At 44.3% G+C, this 2427-nt stretch carries 2 protein-coding genes; one reads left to right on the top strand and one right to left on the bottom strand.

The window, feature by feature from the left end:
* Positions 1-487: 487 nt before the first annotated feature.
* Positions 488-1150 (bottom strand): PleD family two-component system response regulator, encoded by a 663-nt coding sequence (locus GNE10_RS33915; protein ID WP_185570420.1) that lies wholly within the window; start codon positions 1148-1150, stop codon positions 488-490.
* Between the two features lie 354 nt (positions 1151-1504).
* Between GNE10_RS33915 and lipA the strand changes: the two genes are divergently transcribed.
* Positions 1505-2427: lipoyl synthase (lipA, locus tag GNE10_RS33910; RefSeq protein WP_185570419.1), on the top strand; the 923-nt coding region annotated here is incomplete at its 3' end.

The raw sequence follows: 2427 nt of genomic DNA, 5'->3' as shown, positions 1-2427 counted from the left end.
GTGAACGAAATTTTGTGTGGGATTTCTAGCTAAGTATCCAAAAAATTACCCTCCACACTCCCCACACTCCCCACACTTCCCACACTCCCCACACCTTTTTTCGCTCACCCCAAGGGAGGGGTCTTGTCTATGTGTCGCATTCTTTTTTCAAATTGGTTTTAGCTGTGACGCTAACATTTATATTGTGTCTTGTTATCTACGAGCATAAATCACAAAAAAGCCTGCCATACTCTTGCTGTCAAAAGTAAACTATGGCAGGCTTAATGGATCTAAGGATGCTTTGCTAGACTAGCAAGTGAGGTTAATAATACCCTCGCATCCCGACCAAGTAATTAGTAATTATTAATTCGTAATTGAAACCGCACAGGATAATAGCGATGGCAAATTTTAAGCTAATTTGTGTCCAAGTTGCGTATTCTCTGGTTAAGACTGACCAATGACAAAGAACAGCCAGCGAATTAGTTATGCAATTTAAATGTGTTTTAGCTTATTTGATTTTTTGTTTAATAAAAGTCACAACTTGAGTTAGCTGTTTCTTCAAGCTTTCTATTTCTGCTTGCATTTTGGCTATTTTATCGTTCAATGCCTCAATTTCCGCCTGGGAGACTCCTGGGGAACTAGAGTTTGGTATTGTAGTATTTGCAGTAGCTGGGGTTGTTAGTATGGCATTTGTCTCACTGGAAGTTGCTACTGTAGCACTAGTGACACCAGAGGTTGTGGTAGTGCCATTCTTAGCGGTAGCAGCTCCCACTGCAACTAATTCTGGGCGTGGCTGCTTCGCTTTTGTCATAGCTAACTTAATTGCGCCAATTAGTTGCTTCTGATCGAAAGGCTTGCCCAGAAATTCAAAATACTCAAAAGGTTCTGGGATTTTTTCAGTCACCTCTTCTTTGCGACCAGACATGATCACCAAAGGAATTTTCCTTAACTCAGGATGAGCTTGAACTTGCTGGAAAACTTCCCAGCCACTCATTTTAGGCAGGAGAAAATCCAGCATAATCAGGCTGAGTTTTTCCTGAAGGATGAAATTTAGTCCTTCTACACCGTCTTTTGCTTCCAGTACCTCAAAATTGCCTGGAGGCAACATTTCTCGTACTTTTACCCTGACAACTGTAGTGTCATCGATAACTAAAATTTTATTGCTTGCCACGACTGTTTGCTCTAACAGAAACTTTAAGTGTAAATAGCGGCTTTGCCGATTGTCCTTGAGAATTCTCCCACTATATACAAAATATCTATGAATTGGGGGATAGTATATTTCGGTATAAATGACATTGCTAAACGTGTTTTGCAAAACTTTTGCTTGTGTTCTTTTAAATTTGTGTCATTGTGATATTTAAAGCTTTAGCCTTAATCTAGGGCATGAGGGACATGGGGACATACCAGACAAGAAGATACAAAAAAATTACTTTCCCCATCACCCTACCTTGGGAAAACTCATTCCTTCTGGATATGGAATTAAACACGCCTTTTTAGACCGTCAACAGTCAACAGTTAACTGTTTATGTCGTCACAACAAGCTGAACTCAAGTCTGAAATTATGGCAATGCCTAGCTGGCTACGTCGCCCCATTGGCAAAGCCAGCGAAATCTCCACCGTACAACGCATTATTAAACAGCGGCAAATTCATACGATTTGCGAAGAAGGGCGTTGTCCCAATCGGGGAGAGTGCTACGCCCAAAAAACCGCAACTTTTTTATTGATGGGGCCTACTTGCACGCGCTCTTGTGCTTTCTGCCAGGTGGATAAAGGCCATGCGCCGATGCCTATTGATTTAGAGGAACCGAAAAAGGTAGCCCAGGCGGTGCAGCTGTTAGGATTACATTATGTGGTGTTGACTTCTGTAGCCCGTGATGATTTGCCAGACCAAGGTGCAGGGCATTTTGTGAACACCATCACCACTATCCGCCAATTCAACCCAAAAACTCAAATTGAAGTCCTGACTCCAGATTTCTGGGGTGGTGCAGGAAGTGGGGAATCGAGTCAACGCCAGCGCATAGCTACGATTGTCGAAGCCAAAGTGGCTTGTTTCAACCACAACATTGAGACAGTGCGACGCTTAACGGGGCCAGTACGCCGGGGAGCCAAGTACGATCGCTCCTTGAGAGTGTTGGCTATAGTCAAAGAACTGGATTCGACAATTCCCACAAAATCAGGCTTAATGCTGGGGCACGGAGAAAGCACCGACGAAGTCGTCCAAGCAATGGCTGATTTGAGGGCTGTGGGGTGCGATCGCTTGACTATCGGCCAGTATATGCGCCCCTCTTTAGAGCATCTACCAGTCCAAAAATATTGGACTCCAGAGGAATTTCAGCAACTCGGCTCCATAGCACGGGAAATGGGATTCAGCCACGTCCGTTCCGGGCCCCTGGTTCGTAGTTCTTACCATGCGGGAGACCCAGAAGTGGGGAGTGGGGAAGATGGGGG

The sequence above is a fragment of the Nostoc sp. 2RC genome (assembly GCF_014222165.1).
GTDB classification, from domain to species: domain Bacteria; phylum Cyanobacteriota; class Cyanobacteriia; order Cyanobacteriales; family Nostocaceae; genus Nostoc; species Nostoc linckia.
The sequence above is the reverse complement of the archived record's forward strand: the minus strand, read 5'-3'. Positions and strand labels throughout refer to the sequence as shown.